Source organism: Maribacter sp. MJ134, assembly GCF_003970695.1.
Taxonomy (GTDB): Bacteria; Bacteroidota; Bacteroidia; order Flavobacteriales; family Flavobacteriaceae; genus Maribacter.
Genome location: NZ_CP034570.1, coordinates 1,628,966 through 1,645,027, shown reverse-complemented (window position 1 = coordinate 1,645,027; position 16,062 = coordinate 1,628,966). Strand labels below are relative to the sequence as shown.

At 40.2% G+C, this 16,062-nt stretch carries 11 protein-coding genes; all 11 read right to left on the bottom strand.

Features of this window, described 5'->3' with window-relative positions:
• Positions 1–10: 10 nt before the first annotated feature.
• A complete protein-coding gene (locus EJ994_RS07105; RefSeq protein ID WP_126591835.1) occupies positions 11–925 on the bottom strand; it encodes a DUF368 domain-containing protein in 915 nt (304 codons plus the stop codon).
• Positions 926–943: 18 nt separating this feature from the next.
• Positions 944–2,347: a tetratricopeptide repeat protein gene (locus EJ994_RS07100; protein ID WP_126591834.1), complete on the bottom strand. Its 1,404-nt coding sequence runs from the start codon at positions 2,345–2,347 to the stop codon at positions 944–946.
• A gap of 97 nt (positions 2,348–2,444) precedes the next feature.
• A complete protein-coding gene (locus EJ994_RS07095) occupies positions 2,445–3,626 on the bottom strand; it encodes an aspartate aminotransferase family protein (protein ID WP_126591833.1) in 1,182 nt (393 codons plus the stop codon).
• A 7-nt stretch (positions 3,627–3,633) separates the two neighbouring features.
• Complete coding sequence (locus tag EJ994_RS07090; RefSeq protein WP_410504175.1) at positions 3,634–5,328, bottom strand: OstA-like protein; 1,695 nt, start codon at positions 5,326–5,328, stop codon at positions 3,634–3,636.
• A 67-nt stretch (positions 5,329–5,395) separates the two neighbouring features.
• Complete coding sequence (locus EJ994_RS07085; RefSeq protein WP_126591831.1) at positions 5,396–6,379, bottom strand: ThuA domain-containing protein; 984 nt, start codon at positions 6,377–6,379, stop codon at positions 5,396–5,398.
• A gap of 7 nt (positions 6,380–6,386) precedes the next feature.
• Positions 6,387–9,551 (bottom strand): PVC-type heme-binding CxxCH protein, encoded by a 3,165-nt coding sequence (locus EJ994_RS07080; protein WP_126591830.1) that lies wholly within the window; start codon positions 9,549–9,551, stop codon positions 6,387–6,389.
• A gap of 135 nt (positions 9,552–9,686) precedes the next feature.
• Positions 9,687–11,147 (bottom strand): Gfo/Idh/MocA family protein, encoded by a 1,461-nt coding sequence (locus EJ994_RS07075; protein WP_126591829.1) that lies wholly within the window; start codon positions 11,145–11,147, stop codon positions 9,687–9,689.
• 9 nt (positions 11,148–11,156) lie between these two features.
• Complete coding sequence (locus EJ994_RS07070; RefSeq protein ID WP_126591828.1) at positions 11,157–11,942, bottom strand: DUF1080 domain-containing protein; 786 nt, start codon at positions 11,940–11,942, stop codon at positions 11,157–11,159.
• A 96-nt stretch (positions 11,943–12,038) separates the two neighbouring features.
• Positions 12,039–13,310 carry an adenylosuccinate synthase gene (locus EJ994_RS07065; protein ID WP_126591827.1) on the bottom strand — a complete coding sequence of 424 codons (1,272 nt, stop codon included), beginning with the start codon at positions 13,308–13,310 and terminating at the stop codon, positions 12,039–12,041.
• 15 nt (positions 13,311–13,325) lie between these two features.
• The gene (locus EJ994_RS07060; RefSeq protein ID WP_099572712.1) at positions 13,326–13,781 is read right to left on the bottom strand and encodes a Fur family transcriptional regulator; all 456 of its coding nucleotides are present in this window, start codon (positions 13,779–13,781) and stop codon (positions 13,326–13,328) included.
• 48 nt (positions 13,782–13,829) lie between these two features.
• Positions 13,830–16,034: a RelA/SpoT family protein gene (locus tag EJ994_RS07055; RefSeq protein WP_126591826.1), complete on the bottom strand. Its 2,205-nt coding sequence runs from the start codon at positions 16,032–16,034 to the stop codon at positions 13,830–13,832.
• Positions 16,035–16,062: the final 28 nt, after the last annotated feature.

Here is a 16,062-nt window from a genome sequence, read left to right as displayed (position 1 = left end):
GCGAAGGTTCTTATTCTTTAGAAGCTACTTTTTCAAGTATAAAAATAAGAGAAAAACCTATGATAGCAGTAATTATAGCAAAGGTTAATTGATTATCGCTTTCAAAAGCAAACGGAGAAATATTTTCATCAATGATAATTTCTTTCTTTCCTATTTTAATCACCTCCAAAACTTTTTTCCAAGGCCAAATTTTATTCAAGGAACCTAGAATAAAACCGGTGAGAATAGCAAGTGTTGCATTCTTGTAGTGGGCGAACATCCATTTCAGGACCCTAGCGAAACTCAAAATTCCAAAGACCGCTCCCAATGCTACGACGATAACTATTTTAAAATCCTGATTATTAACCGCATCTAGGACGGTTTTATAGGAACCCAGAAGTACCAATATGAAAGAACCCGAAATTCCGGGCAGTACCATGGCGCAAATGGCCAAAGCTCCGGAAAAGAATAGGAATGGTAGGCTGTCCGTGTTCGCGGAGGGCGGTAGGGTGGTAATATAGTATGCGGTGATGGTACCTATGATGAACAGAGCTATGGACAAGAAATTCCATTTTTCAATAGCCTTTGCTACGAAAATGACGCTCGCTAAAACCAGCCCAAAAAAGAATGCCCAGACCGGTATGGGGTGGTTTTCTATAAGCCAGGAAATAACTTTGGATAATGATAGTATGCTCAACATCATACCCACGAACAGCGCTAATAGAAAGTTGCCGTTCAATTGGTTCCAAAACATCTTAAAACCATCATTTTTCAAGGTTTTGAACGCAGCAATATTTACATTGTTAATTGAGGATATGAACTCCTCGTAAATGCCGGTTACAAAGGCTATGGTACCGCCAGAAACGCCTGGCACTAACTCGGCAATGCCCATTGCCATTCCTTTTAAGGTGATGTATAGGTAATGGATAAATTTTCTTTCCCCCATAAATTTAGATACAAGAAATCAAGATGCTTTTTTGTGGTCGGCTAAGATAGTCTTAACCCAGTCAGAATTGGCGTATTCTGGGAATTGTTTGTAAAAAAGATGTAGCTTTTTAGCGCTCTTGTCCAACTTTAGGGCATCTAGCATAGTTATTCTCGCATTGATAAGGTCGTTTAAGACCAGTTGAAAACCAGCTATTTTATAGATGATCTTTAGATTCTCAGGATAAAATTCCTTGCCTTGCAAAAGAATTTGAATGGCCGCTTGGGTATCTCCACTAATTTGAACAATGTCCGCCCATTTTAACCAAGTATCCAACTCATAGTTTCCTAAATCTACAACTTGTTTAAAGGAAAAATCAGCTTGGTCATAATTCTTGAGCGCTACATGAATTCTTGCCGATTTCTTCCAATAATTAGGATTACCCCCGTCAATGTTCAACGCTTTGTTGATGTAGTATAAAGCTTTTTCGTACTTTCTTTTTCTGATATAAAAATCTGTAATGGCCAACCAGCCCTTGTCCAACAAAGGGTCTTCATGCACGGTTTGATAGAAATAGTATTTGGACATATCGTCATTACCAAGCTTTTCATAACATTTCCCTATTCTTAAAAAAGCGTGTGATGTTGGGTCTTCAATACTTACCGTAGTTTCATAATTTTCTATGGCATCTTCATATTTGCCCAGTTTTTCCAGTACTTTTCCCTTTTCAAAATAGGCTCCGATAAAAGAATCGTCAGAGATGATTGCAAAATCAAAAGCGGTCAGGGCTTCTTGGAACATTTCCTTTGCAAAATATTGTTTTCCTAATTGGTGCCATGCCACTTCGCAGTAAGGGCTAGCGTCCAGATAGTCGTTCAAATACAGTATAGCACCGTCATGATCTTCTAGAAACTCAAAACAATAAATGACATTATAGAGCGAGGAGTAGTCTTGATTGTCAAAGGCTACACAGCGCATAAAGCTCTCTTTGGCCAACTTAAAATCGTCTAGGAAAAGATACTCCATACCCATTAGGGAATGTATGTCGAAACTATTGGTGGAAAGCTCCAATGCTTTCTGTAGTAAATGTATAGCACCTTGGTGGTTATCTTTTTTTGATAGGATATTTGCACGTTGAATATAAATCTCTTCGTTATGAGCATCTATATTCTGTAATTCGTCAAGATGTTTTTCGGCTGCCTCCAAATTGTTCTCAAAGACCATTACTTCAACGTTAAGAAGCTTCAGTTCAATAGAGGCGGGGTGTTGTTGAAGTCCAATTTTAATTCCCTTCTTCGCAAGGGATATCTTACCATTGTTCAAGTAATGATGAATAATATCTTCGAAATCTTCCGCATCAAAGAAGTAGACATCATCTGTCTTAAGCATTGATTCAAACTTGGTTATGGGCTTGTCCGGTCTTTCGTTAGATTCTAACGCCATAGGAACTCTTTGGTTAAACTATGGATTTAAAAGTAAGTCTTTGAGACTATTTTTATATCCAATCGCATCCTATATTATTAACAAATTAGTTAACAAATTATTGTTGCAATTCTTCCAATATGGCTAGAATCATAAGACAACCTTTCTCAATTTCTTCTTCGGAAATGGTTAAAGGAGGGGATATCCGTACGGCTTTGGATTCAAATAGCAACCAAAAGAGAATGAGGCCTCTTTCTTTTGCCTTGAGCACGAGTTCATTGGCCAAACCTTCATTTTCCATGATTAAGGCCAGCATTAAACCATTACCTCTTATCTCCTTTATAAAGGGATGTGTTAACAGATGTCTAAATAGTTTTTCTTTGGCCGCAATGGCATCTATTAAGCTGGTATTAACGAGTTCCTGTAGGGTGGCCAAACAGGCCGCGGCTATAACTGGATTTCCTCCAAAGGTGGTTATGTGTCCTAATCTAGGGCTATTTTGTAACGACTTCATAATAGGGCCGTCGGTTGTAAATGCTCCTACCGGCATGCCTGAAGCCATACCTTTACCCATTACCAAGATATCCGGAATGCAATTGTAGTGTTCAAAGGCAAAAAGTTTTCCTGTGCGCCCAAAACCGGGTTGTATTTCATCCAATATTAGCAATGTTCCCATTTCGGTACAGCGTTTCCGTACTTTCTCTAAATAATGGCTCCTTGGAACTATGAATCCGGCCCCACCTTGGATAGTTTCGAGGATAACACAAGCTGTTTTTTCCGTAATATGGTCTAGTTCCCGCTCTATGTTGAAGTGTATAAAGGAAACATCTGGTATTAGTGGCCTAAATGCGCTTTTCCGTTCTTCGTAGCCCATTAGACTTAAACTACCCATGGTATTCCCATGGTAGGCATTATGGGCAGCAATAACTTGAGTTCTACCGGTATATCGCCTGGCTAGTTTAACGGCTCCTTCAATAGCTTCGGTTCCCGAGTTGACCAGATACGTGGTATTCAAATTTTTGGGAAGTTTGGACGCCAAGAGTTTAGTATAATTTACCGCGGCGTCTTGGATATATTCGCCGTAAACCATTACGTGCATATACTTCTCTGCCTGTTCTTGCACGGCAGAAACCACCTTTGGATGGCAGTGCCCCAAACTACAGGCGGAAACGCCTGCTACAAAATCTAAATGGGGATTCCCTTCCTTATCATATATATAACTTCCTCTTGCGTGTGAAACTTCCATTCCCAAAGGATGGGGCGTAGTCTGGGCCTGATATTTTAGGAAATCTTTATTCATGAAAGTGCTACTTTACCTTTTGAGGTATTTTTTGTTTTTTGGGGTCGGTAGCTTTGTTGTTGGAAATGTTGTTTATAGGGTCGGATTCATTTTGACTGCGCTCTTTTTCTTCGGCATCGATATCTATAGGATTGTCTATACCTCTGATAACTACCAGTTCAATGTTGTTGTCATCCTCGTCGAAAATACCGTCCTTGGTTAGGATACGTTCGTCACCACGCCAAACAAAACCTTTTAAAATTCTACTATTTTCGGGTAAATCTTTTTCGGGAAATATATCACCGTCCGGGTTGGTGAAAAAAGTAAGGTCTTCTATGTCATTGTTTTCCATAGTAATACGGATGGAACTGCAAATGGTTTTATCTATCCCGATAAGCTCATCATCATCGTTATACATATAGTAAATTACTTCAGTATTTTTTATGAGGTCTATAAGCTTTAGTTCGTTTTCAATGAATTTACCGAAAAGGTCTTTACCTTTTGCCTGATTGTAACCTTCCATGCTCACACTATCCAAGGAGATGACAAAAGCGTTGTTCAGCACTTTAAGAGAGTCTAATTTTTCGGTTTCTAGATTAGATTTCAGGTGAATGCTGTCCCCTGTCATTTGATTAGGACCGTTCCAAATAATAGGGTTTTTAATAAGCTGGGTTATGCCGCTTAATTCCTCCGAGTGTATAGAATCGCACTTACCGCTCAAATCCTTCTTGAAGAACTTAGCATTTCTAAATGCCCGTAAGATTCTTGCCTCTGGTTTTCCGGTGATCATTAGGGTATCTCCATGAACATAAAGGGAGTCTAATTCCTGTACGGAAATGGAAACGGCTCTTTTTGTAGCGAATACGGAATCCTTGGCTTTATGCACTTCGGCATAATGCGCACGAATTATACCTTTGTTTATGGTATCGGTAACGGTGATGTTGTTGGTGGCCGATGCGAACTCTCTCGCTTTGTTGAAATAGACACTGTCCCCCTCCACGATTCTATTGTTATAGTCTATCCTTGTATTTTTGATGCCATATCCACTTTCTACTTTGGTATCATAGAAACCACGTTCACAATAAATGGTATAGGTTTCACCAACAATGGTAGAGGGACCGTACATGTAGGCATTTTTGGAGGTGGTATAATAGTCTAATTGTTCCGAATCCAAAATATATTCTGGATTTTTAATATGGACGCTATCTAGAAATTGATACTTTTTGAGTTCCATAAAGTATCTTCCAATTTTGCTTGTAAGGGTATTGGCAGAATCTATTACAGTGCCATTATCTTGATAGTACGCTTCTTGCTTTTCGCGGTCCATCCGTAGAGTGTCCGTACGTAGGGTCATATCAGAATTGGTAAGTACCACATTTCCCCAGGCCTTCGCTAGTTTTATATCACCCTTGTAGTCTATCCTTTCACTTACCATCTCCACGGAATCCCCCTGTTTTAGAAGCACGTTTCCTCTGGCCTCCAGTCTGTTTTCTTTTTGAAAAAATATGGCGATATCACACCACAAATCTGCCCCTTGGTGCTCAAACTGTACTTGTCTTTCGTCCTTGCTAAAAATAGATGCTCCTGGATATTCTTTTTCGTTCTTGGTGAAATTTGCTCCGTAAACGATATTGATTTGTTTCGGTTCTTCCGTATTTTCCTGACTATACACAGAAAAAGAAAAGAAAACCAGAAAGAGTTTAAATAGAAGTCCTCTCAAGATTTATTTTTTTTCAAAAATAGAATAATTTTGAGCAGTGCTATCTAATTTGGGATAGTTTTAATATGCGTTAGTGTATAGTTCTGGGTCTAAGATTTGGTTTGTAAACCGTACCGAAACCCGAGTTGTTGGGTTCAAACGGTTCATCTAGATGCACATTAGAACCATCTGAAGGAATTTCATGCGCTTTGTCCAAGGCCCAGAATATGCCGTTTAGTGCAATTTTGCGTACGATGGGGAGTTTAAAGTCATAGGGGTGCCCAAGCGTTGTAAAGAACACCTTGGCTTTTTTTCCGGACGACCCAGTGTAACTCTTGGTCCATGCTACCGGATTAGTCAGCGGAAATTCATCAAGCTTACCATCCATTTCATGTTTTGATTTTAGAGAATGCCCCTGTAAAATAGGTTTGGAATCCCCGAATAGTTTCCATGCACCACCATCTACATGATATAACCAGGAATAGGCTTTGAACGAATCAAAACCTCTTAAAATTGGGTGCTCTTTCGCTATAGCCGATATTCGGGTTACAGGAAATTTACCATCATCAAAATGTCCATGGTGCGTTATCCATTGCTGTCCAAAAACCATTGTTGGCCATTCATCGTTCCAATATTCAAGACTAGGGTCTTTATACTTGAAAGCATGCGTTGCGGTTCTGAAACCGACGATAGGCTTTCCTGATTCGGCATAGTTAACAATATAATCCCTTTCCTTTTTTGGCAAAGTTCTGTACCTCGTGAAAATGACCATGAGGTCGGCAGTTTCTAAGGCTTCTAGATTAGATATATGATTAGTGTTGTTAGGATTTATTATACCTGTGGAATCCAAGGCGTAACATACGGTCACTTTAGCGTTCAATTCTCTCTTTGCTAATTTGGCCAGCATAGGTAAGGATTCTTCAGAACGGTATTCCTCATCTCCACTAACAAAAACAATGTGTGGCGGAGTACTGGCTTTATTGTCGGTGTGCGTTTGCTTCTTACTTTTTTTCTCAGCACAACTAGCCATTGTAAGCAGTAGGCTAAGTAGTATTGTTATTTTGTTGCGTATCATTGTATCACTATTTTTCTAATGGATATTGCTTTAAAAGTTCATCCGGAGTATAGAAGCCTTTTTTGTCTTTGGTGGCATCCCTGATTTCCTTTACTTTTTCAGGGGCAATTACAGAGGCTCTATTGCCAAACGCATTTCTCACATAAGTAAGTACGGCGGCGATTTCCTCGTCGTTCAATAAGCCTCTGAAGGCCATCATGGGTACTTGACCATCATAATCATTGCCCATAACGCTCATTGGTCCGTACAAACCATTAAGGGCTAATTTAATAAGGCGTTCTTCGCTACCCACCACCCATTGTTGGTCTACTAAAGTAGGATAGCCCGATGCCTGTAGGCCTGCGCCGCTTTCTTGGTGACAGGTGATGCAATACCCCTCGGTCTGATATATTGTCTTTCCTTTCGTAAATGCTTTTAGATCATCACCTTTTAAATGAGAAGCGATAAGTCCGGTGCCGTCCTCGGATAGGAAATTACCGGAAAGTCTGTTCATGGCAAAGTCATATGCTGGCTGCATCCACTCATCAAATGGATGTTTTTTAGCTGCAGCAAGAACTTCCAAACCATCTTTATCTTCTAGCCATGATGCTGCGGTAATTGCCTCTAACCGTACCCTTCCATGGACGTCTGCCGCTGCCTCTTTTAGTAATTCAAGACTATTAGGTACTTGATGCCCCATATAGCGTAGTACCCTAACCGATGCCGACCTAACCTTATGGTCCTCTGATTTCAACAGGGCTTTAAGTAATTCTTCATGAACTTGATTAAGTCCCCAACTCACCCAAAGACCCTCCAGTCTGTGGTGTTCGTAATTCTCGTCATCTTCATTCAAATTGCTTAGCCAGGTATTCAACTTGGCAAGTACTTCATCTTTGTCCTTACTTCTCAATGCCCTTCTGGAGCGATATCTTGTTCTATACTCGGGTAGTTTTAAATTATTCAATAGTTCATCAATATTGGCCCCCGCTACCTTGGCAGGTTTCACCAAGGGTCTTGAGGGATAGGTAATCCTGTAAATTCTGCCGTGCGCATGGTCTCTTAACGGGTCTCTAGCATTATGTTGCATATGACCGATAAGTACATTGTGCCAATCAACCAAATATAAAGAGCCATCTGGAGCAAATTCCATATCAACCGGTCTAAAGTTTTTATCGGAACTAACGATTAAGTCTTGCCTATGTTTTGTTCGGTATCCTGTGCCGTCCTCTATCATACGATGTTGTTTCATTCCCAAAAAGCCAATGGAATTGGCCAAAATCATGTCGCCCTGTACATTGTCCGGAAAATGACTGCTCGAAACAAACTCCATTCCTGAAGTAGGGCGCACTTTGTGGGCATCCTCAATTAAATCTTGGGTCAGAGGAGCGGCAACCCCGTAAATTGATTTTAATGTACTGGGCATCATCCACTGAACGGTGGGGCCAGAAGTATGTAAAAAGAAATCCTGTCCCCATTCATCGAACGCTATACCCCATGGATTAGGAATACTTACCTGCACTGTTCTATCCAATTTTTTCCTTTGGGGATTATATCTATAAAAACCGCCGTTGGTTCCTCTGACGGGGCCATAGGGAGTTTCTACGTTCGTATGTAGAAAAACGCCTTCAGCCATGTAAAATGCCCCTGAAGGGTCTGCACAAAAGGCAGATATGTTATGGTGCGTATCATGATCGTCAAAGCCACTTAAAATAATTTCTTCAGTATCCGCTTTGTCGTCACCGTTGGTGTCCGTAAGTAATTTTAAATTCGTGCCTTGGCTTACGTATACTCCTTCTGGTGCAAATTCGAACCCTAGGGGTAAATGTAAATTTTCGGCAAAAACAATCTGTTTATCGGCCTTACCGTCATTATCGGTATCTTCTAGAATTAGCAACTTGTCGTTCGGACGCTTATCTCCAGGTTTGTAGTGCGGATAGGAGGGGAGGGTCGCCACCCATAGTCTACCTTTATCGTCAAAAGATAATTGCGCGGGATTAGCAAGGTCCGGGAACTCACTTTCAGAGGCGAATAACGTTACTTTGTACCCTTGAGGAACTTTTAAAGTTTTTACGGCATCCTCTCCATAGAGATAGTTTTTAGGATCATCTTTCCCTCCCAAATTATAGTTGGTTTCTACAGGAGGTAAGGTAGTGGTTTTAAGGTCTGCATCCACAACGTCATAATTGTTGTTCTGTGCTGCTGCCCAAATGGCGGAATCGCGTATGGCCGTCATTTCGCGTATCTTTTTAATTTCATAAGGATAGTTGTCCGGACCATAGGGAGCGTGCCTTCTACCGTAAACGTGCACGCCATTGGGAACTTTATAATCGTTATGCCAGAAAAAGTTTTTTTCCTTAACGGAGGATAGGACAGCTGTTTTTAAACCATTGTCCTCATAGTTGCCTTCTCCCGTTAATTCTGTGGCTAAATAATCTGAAAGTATTTGATATCCCTTCTCGTTCATTTGAAAACCGTCAATAGTAAGTTCGTTTTCTTGCTCGTACCATTGTAAAGACGGATGAAATACATCAATAAAAGCTACTTGATGTTTCTTACTAATAGCGGCTATCGTTTCGGTGTACATTTTCAGGTTTATGTTCGTTTTCTTTCCATCAGGCAAGTCATACAAATCGGATAAGTTTTCAAACGCTATTGGAGACACCAGAACTAATTCCGGAGAATTCTTTCCGTTGTAGTCTTGGTTTTTTGTGTGCGTGATAAAAGCTTCAAGTTCATTTTTGAAATTTTCAATGCCCTTTTCTTCTTGAAAAGACTCGTTAAAACCAAAAAAGGCTATGATAATATCGGCCTTTAGTCTATTCAACCATTCATCCGGGTATTCAAAAACCCCTTCGCTACCTGAATTTTTGGCAAGTTCTGTTTGGAATTGCTCTGCATCGGGAAACGCCCATGGGGTATTTCTTGAAGCATGTGGTCTAAAACCAGGAGTATCCCCACCGTCGCACATATTTCGGATAGTTAAAGAATCTTTGGGAAAGCGCAAGTGCATTTCGGTCTCAAAATATCCGTAGTTCATCATTCTTGAGCCTAGATTATTACCTATTAAGGCTATGTTTGCCTTAGGGAGCACATTAACCTTTGCTTGTTTTTTGGACGTGCAAGAGACAAGCGCGCACGCTATTAAAATCCAATAACTATAAAAAAAATGGGAACTTCTAAGGCTGATTCTCATTGGTGTTAATTTAGGATAGGTCGATTAATAAAGCATACACTCCTTTAAATATAAGATAAAAAAGCCACCTATTGGTGGCTTTAAAATATCATCTGAATTTTTGTAAAACTAGTGAACGATAAGTTTTTAATGTGTTTAGAAGTCTCGGTAATCTCCAGCTAAATAGGCATTGGCCTCTTCTTCGGAGAATCTAGCTTTTTCATTATCCCAATGCAATGTTTTATTAGGAAATCTTCCCGCGATAACTCCTAGTAAAATAGTCTCCGTTAGTCTAGAGGCATATGAAAATGGTGCGCTACATTCATCCTTTCCGAGACAAGCATCTACAAATTGATGGTAATGTTTTGGTCCTTCAGAGGCATAATCCCTAATGGGTTTGCCCATATTGTTCGCTTTTTCAATAGCGGTTATCTCGGCTGAAATGTCAACATATTTACCATCCACAATTTTCTGAGGGAGTTTCATAAAATGGGGTAGCAATAACCTGCCTTTTTCTCCAATGAACATAGCACCTTGGTCCGGCAGTTGACCAGCTTCGGTTGTCTTCGTTTCTAGAGACATTTTATCCTCTATTGTGTCATCCTTATCATTAACATCTTTGACCTTAGTACCATTGGCGCCCGGTAATATAAGGTCCTCGTGCATGTCGGGAGCACCCGGACCATCGTACCATATCCATTTTAAAGTTTCCGTGGTATATTCCGTACCTGGAAACTCGTAGGTGACATTATTGTTTTCCGGAAAGCCAAAACCGTTCGGAGCCCTGCACTCATTCTTTATGGTCATGGGAACGTCCAAAGCCAGAGCGTTGTAGGGCGTGTCAAAAATATGAACTCCCATATCGCCTAGTGTGCCACAGCCGTAGTCCACCAATTTTCTCCAATTGCCAGGATGGTAAACTCCATCTTTATAGGCTCTTTCAGCCGAAGTTCCCAACCAAAGGTTCCAGTCCAGTGTATCTGGCACAGCGTCCTTGCCTTCCGGGACTGGTCCGTCGTAACCCCAATTTTTAGGCGACCAGGCCCTTACGGTATGTACTTTTCCAATAATACCTGATTGAATTAATAGTGTTGCTAATTTGTAATCATAGAACGAATGAACCTGTATTCCCATTTGAGTGACCAAGCCCTTTTCTGCGGCTAGTTTTTTCATAGAACGGGCCTCGGAAACATAATGCGTTAAGGGTTTTTGACAATAAACCGATTTGTTCATTTCCATAGCCATCATAGACGCAGGTGCGTGGGTATGATCCGGAGTGGATACAATTACAGCATCAATCTCATCTGACATTTCTTTGAGCATTACCCTATAGTCCGTAAACGTTTTTGCATTAGGATGTAGTTTTTTTGCCGCTGCTAAGTTATTGGAGTCAACATCACATAAGGCCGTAACATCTACATCAGCGTGAGATGAAATATCCCTTAAATCTTCACCGCCCATATTACCCACACCTATATGAGCTGTTCGTAATCTGGTCAACTTTTTTGCCGCTGGGGCCACTTGTTTATCTTGTTTGCAGGCCATAATAAAGGAAGGCATAAGAGCGGTTGAGGACGCTAGTATGGCCGATTTTTTTAAAAATTCTCTTTTTTTCATAAGTGGCGGTTATAGTTTTTTAATTTTTATGTTTCTAAACCAAATTGGGCTAGCGTGGTCTTGAAAACCTATATAGCCAGATTTGTATTTTCCATAGTCTTTACTATTTTTCCATTTATCGGAATTCTTTCTTTCGTACCAATCTTCAGACCAGGGTACAAAAGATACTACCATTTTTCCATTTAGCCAATGTTCAACTTTTTCCGGTGTGAAAACAATCTTGGTCGCATTCCACTGACCTACGGGATGAAGTACCTTGCCTACCGGGTTTGCCGCGTGCATGGCATAGTCAGAGGCTGTTTGTTGCAAGGGTTTCAACTCTTCCGGTTTGTCCGTGTAACCCAAACTTGTATTGTATGCCGTTAAATCATGGATTTTCGCATAGTTCTCATCGTCTATGAGCTGGTATTCCGGAGCAACTTCAGGCGGACTATCATATCCTTCTTTCAAATGATAGAATATTCCACTGTTTCCCCCTTCCGGCAATTTCCATTCTACATGGAGTTCAAAGTTTTCGAATTCTTCTAGACCATAGATAATATCTTTTCCTCCTTTATAATCTTGTTCAAGGCCTAAAGCGGTGTCAAAAGTGAGTTCACCATTCTTTGCCACCCATCCCGGAGGTAGGGTTTTCCCATTATAGGCCCTCCAACCATCCGTACTGGTTCCATCGAAAAGTATAATCCATTCTTCAGTTTCGGCTACTGCGGTAGTTGAGGGTGTTTTGGTTTCTTTTTCATTTTTACAGGCTGTGCTCAGTATCAGAAATAGGAGAAGCGTTTTTAAATGTTTCATTTTGTGTAGTTTGATCCATGAAACTTAATAAAAAAAATAATGGCGTTAAGCTTTTTTTCGCTTAACGCCATTTGCGCGGTGACCGAAATGATATGGTTATCTGTGTATGGTCTGTGTCCTGTCCGGGCCTACCGATACTATTTTGATAGGCACTTCTAATTCTTTTTCTAAGAAATCTATATAGTCATTAAGCGAACGCGGTAATTGTGCTGCTTTGGTCATTTTTGTTAAATCTTCATCCCAGCCCTCCATTTCGGTATATATGGGAGTTACATTTTCTGCTTCGATATTAAAAGGTAGATGGTCTATTTTATCGCCTTTATAATTGTAGGCGGTACAAACCTTTAATTTTTTAAATCCGCTTAAAACGTCACCTTTCATCATCATGAGTTCGGTAACCCCGTTAATTCTTACCGCATATTTTAAGGCTACTAAATCTAACCAGCCACATCTCCTTGGTCTTCCAGTGGTTGCTCCAAATTCGTTTCCTACCTTACCCATGGTGGCACCATCTTCATCGAACAGTTCCGTGGGGAAAGGACCACTACCCACCCGGGTAGTATAGGCCTTGAATATCCCTTTGACTTCGCCAATCTGGTTAGGAGCTACTCCCAAACCGGTGCAGGCACCAGCCGCAGTTGTATTAGACGAGGTAACGAAAGGATAGGTCCCGAAATCAATGTCCAGTAATGAACCTTGAGCACCTTCGGCCAAAATCTTTTTACCGGATTTTTGAGCTTGGTAAAGATATTCTTCATTATCAATGAACGTTAATTCCTTAAGCTCTTCTACCGCACTAAAAAAATCAGCCTCCAACTCCGCCAAGTTATATTGGATATCCACATCGTAAAAGTCTATCATGGCTTCGTGCTTGTTAGCGAGAGAACGGTATTTTTCTTTCCAATCACTCAATTCAAGATCACCGACACGCATGCCATTTCTTCCGGTCTTGTCCATGTACGTTGGACCAATACCCTTAAGCGTAGAACCAATCTTGGCTTTTCCTTTTGCAGCTTCCGAAGCCGCATCCAAAAGGCGGTGGGTAGGTAATATTAAATGAGCCTTACGAGAGATTAATAAAATGGATTTAATGTCCAATTTAAAATCTTTTAACGCATCTAATTCTTTCTTAAAAATAACCGGGTCAATAACAACCCCGTTACCAACTACATTAATTGCATTTTTATGAAAAATTCCGGAGGGTATGGTGTGTAAGACATGTTTTATTCCGTCAAACTCTAGGGTGTGCCCGGCATTGGGACCGCCCTGAAAGCGTGCAATGATATCATAGTTTTTGGTTAATACATCAACAATTTTTCCTTTTCCTTCGTCACCCCATTGTAGGCCTAACAATAAATCTACTGCCATTTAAAATATACTTGGTTAGTCGTTCGTTTTTTCTGTTTTATTCTTTGTTCCGTAAAAGTACAGCGAGTGCGTGTTGATTTTAATGTCGAACACTTCTTCTATCGTTTTTTTTATGGATTGTATACGAGGGTCGCAAAATTCCATTACCTCACCGGTGTCCGTAAGGATAACGTGATCATGTTGCCTGTCAAAATAAGACTTTTCATATTGAGCCTGATTCTTTCCAAATTGATGCTTTCTTACCAGTTTACAATCCAGCAGAAGTTCAATGGTATTATATAGCGTAGCCCGACTTACACGGTAATTTTTATTCTTCATTTTAATGTAGAGCGATTCTATATCAAAATGATCATCACTTTCGTAAATTTCCTGAAGTATAGCGTAACGTTCTGGCGTTTTTCTGTGCCCGTTATCCTCTAAAAAGCTAGTAAATACGTTCTTTACAATTTCTTGGTTCTTGTCGGAAGCCATATGTATTGCGTTAATGTGCAAATGTACATTTAAATTTTAATTCATTTTCTAAAGTCGACCCACTTTGTCAATACCGTTTATTTCCTTTAGGTGGCCGATCAGTTTCTGTAAAATATGGTTGTTCTTTACGACCACTGTTATGCGACCCGTAAAAGTTCCGCCATCCGTGCTAAAGTTTAAGTTCCGCATGTTTACGTGCATATTTCCAGATATAACTTCTGTTATTTCGCTGACCAACCCAAGGTTATCTATGCCCGTAAGTTGTATGTCTACTTTAAACTCTTCCTGTGTTGAGTCTACCCATTTAGCACTTATGATTCTATAGGCGTAGTTTGATTGCAAGGAAATGGCGTTAGGACAGTTTTTTTTGTGCACTTTGATTCCTTCGGAAACACTTACAAAACCAAAAACCTCATCGCCAGGAATAGGGTTGCAGCACTGAGAAAGTTTATAGTCCAATTTTTCTTCTTCTTTTCCAAATACCAGCATGTCGTATTTGGAAGTTATCTCTTCTTTATTAACGTCCTCGGGAGCCGGCGTTCTTCTAATTTTATTTTTAAAGAAGCTTATAAAAGCATTATTGTAATTGGATGCAAAATCCTTAAGCATTTGATTATCAATAGAGCCCATCCCAACACGGTAGAAAAGGTCTAAACTGGTCTTTAGCTTAAAAAAGGTAACCATCTTATTCACCGAATCCTCGTTCAGGGTAATTTTTTGAGATTTCAACTTTCGCCTTAGCATCTCTTTTCCTTCCTCTGCGATAGACTTTTTTTCTTCCCTTAGGACGGATTTAATTTTAGACCTTGCCCTTGCCGTAGTTGCATAGTCTAACCAGTTCTGATTTGGCTTTGCTTGATTGGAGGTAATAATTTCCAATCTATCCCCACTGTTAAGAGTAGTATTAAGTGGCACTAATTTACCGTTCACCTTTGCGCCGCGGGTGCGCATACCTACTTCTGTGTGAATGCTAAAGGCAAAATCTAACGGCGTAGCTCCTTTTGGCAAGGATTTTAATTCTCCTTTAGGCGTGAAAACGAATATTTCCTTAGAATATAGATTTAATTTAAATTCCTCTACAAAATCTACCGCGTTGGTGTTAGCGTTCTCCAAGGCTTCTTGCAGTTTGTTGAGCCAAATTTCAATACCCTGTTCTTTTTGATTGCCGTGTTTGTATTTGAAATGAGCTGCATATCCTTTTTCGGCAATCTCGTGCATGCGCTCACTTCGTATTTGTACTTCTACCCATTTTCCTTCCGGTCCCATTACAGTGATATGAAGCGCCTCATAACCTGTGGACTTCGGGGAGGATATCCAGTCTCGCAATCTTACCGGGTTAGGCGTAAAGTGATCCGTTACAATGGAGTATATTTTCCAAGCCAGAAACTTTTCGTTCTGCGCATCCGATTTGTAAATGATACGTATGGCAAACTTGTCGTAAATTTCTTCATAAGATACATTTTGAGCTTTCATCTTCCGCCGCATGGAGAAAATAGATTTCATCCGGCCTTTTATGGTGTAGTTTAAACCTTCCTTTTTCAAGGAATTATCTATGACGTCCGAGAAAGAATCAATATAAGCCTGTTGCTCTTCTTTACTTTCTTCAATCTTATTTTTAATTGCGTTGTAAACCTCTGGCTCTGTATATTTTAAGCTCAAGTCTTCTAACTCGGTCTTGATGTTGTAAAGCCCTATTCTATGCGCTAAGGGCGCATAAATGTAGAGAGTTTCTGAAGAGATTTTAACTTGCTTGTGCTCTGGCATGGAGTCCATGGTGAGCATATTATGATATCTATCCGCAATTTTTATGATGATGACACGTACATCATCATTCAGTGTAAGGAGCATTTTTCTGAAGTTCTCCGCTTGCTGGGAGATATTCATATCTTTTTTAAGGTGCGATATCTTTGTTAGACCATCGACGATTCTTGCCACGGTTTCCCCGAACATACGATCAATATCGTCCAAGGTATATTCCGTATCCTCGACCACATCGTGCAGCAGTGCCGAAGCTATGGAAACAGCATCCAAACCAATTTCGGAAGCCACTATTTTTGCTACTGCTATAGGATGAAAAATATAGGCTTCCCCGGACTTTCTACGCTGATCTTTATGAGCATCTACCGCTATCTCAAAAGCACTACGAATAAGTTTTTTATCCTCATCCGTTAATGTTTGGTAGCTAATGCGCAGCAATTCTTTGTATTGCTTGGCGATTAGTTTGTTTTCTTTTTCTATAGCGGTTTGTGTCATTCTAGATTAAAATTACCACAATATACGC

Bases quoted from the DNA above. Each gene is read 5' to 3' on its own strand.
- EJ994_RS07105 (WP_126591835.1), bottom strand. From the start codon at position 925: ATGGGGGAAAGAAAATTTATCCATTACCTATACATCACCTTAAAAGGA.
- EJ994_RS07070 (WP_126591828.1), bottom strand. From the start codon at position 11,942: ATGAAACATTTAAAAACGCTTCTCCTATTTCTGATACTGAGCACAGCC.
- EJ994_RS07055 (WP_126591826.1), bottom strand. From the start codon at position 16,034: ATGACACAAACCGCTATAGAAAAAGAAAACAAACTAATCGCCAAGCAA.
- EJ994_RS07060 (WP_099572712.1), bottom strand. From the start codon at position 13,781: ATGGCTTCCGACAAGAACCAAGAAATTGTAAAGAACGTATTTACTAGC.
- EJ994_RS07095 (WP_126591833.1), bottom strand. From the start codon at position 3,626: ATGAATAAAGATTTCCTAAAATATCAGGCCCAGACTACGCCCCATCCT.
- EJ994_RS07075 (WP_126591829.1), bottom strand. From the start codon at position 11,147: ATGAAAAAAAGAGAATTTTTAAAAAAATCGGCCATACTAGCGTCCTCA.
- EJ994_RS07100 (WP_126591834.1), bottom strand. From the start codon at position 2,347: ATGGCGTTAGAATCTAACGAAAGACCGGACAAGCCCATAACCAAGTTT.
- EJ994_RS07065 (WP_126591827.1), bottom strand. From the start codon at position 13,310: ATGGCAGTAGATTTATTGTTAGGCCTACAATGGGGTGACGAAGGAAAA.
- EJ994_RS07080 (WP_126591830.1), bottom strand. From the start codon at position 9,551: ATGAGAATCAGCCTTAGAAGTTCCCATTTTTTTTATAGTTATTGGATT.
- EJ994_RS07085 (WP_126591831.1), bottom strand. From the start codon at position 6,379: ATGATACGCAACAAAATAACAATACTACTTAGCCTACTGCTTACAATG.